Source organism: Streptomyces sp. P17 (assembly GCF_032436805.1).
Taxonomy (GTDB): domain Bacteria; phylum Actinomycetota; class Actinomycetes; order Streptomycetales; family Streptomycetaceae; genus Streptomyces.
Window position 1 is genome coordinate 1 of record NZ_JAVRBF010000256.1, and the last position, 581, is coordinate 581.

At 48.5% G+C, this 581-nt stretch carries 1 protein-coding gene; it reads left to right on the forward strand.

The window, feature by feature from the left end:
* The coding region (locus RMT89_RS40715; RefSeq protein ID WP_315888791.1) for a phage baseplate protein at positions 1–501 on the forward strand (501 nt) is incomplete at its 5' end.
* Positions 502–581: the final 80 nt, after the last annotated feature.

Below are 581 nucleotides of genomic sequence, written 5' to 3' on the forward strand. Positions count from 1 at the left end.
GTGGAAATCACCAGTAACCCTATTGAGACGGGCGCTGAAGTAAACGATCATGCTTATATCAAGCCCAAGCAGGTGGTTCTGGAGGTCGCAGACCGAAACGCAGCTGAGTTGTACAACGCCCTGGTACGGTTTCAAGAAAGCCGCGTTCCATTTTACCTAGTCACGGGTTTAACGGTCTATGAGGATATGCTAATACAGGCCATAGACGCGGATCGCGATAAAATTCACTCAACTATTTTAAAGGCGACTGTAACCTGTAAGCAGGTTATCATAGTTTCCACAGGTTCGGCCCCGTCAGAATCAGAGGGGCAATCCTCGGGCAAGGACGCTGGAAAGCCGGGTGGGAAGAATAGTAAAAAAGCCGCAACTCCGACGAAACAGGGCGCTAATAACAGCTCGACTGCTGATCGCGCTGCATCAACCGTCCAGACCGGCGATAATCCTACTAAAGCGGTAGCCCCTGAAAAAACTAAATCACTCGCCAAGAGGATATTTGGATGATCGAATTCAATATCATTGACGAACCCAAGCAGAAGTTCAGCGTTCTTCTTAATCGTCGTCGCGTCACTTTTACTTTATGG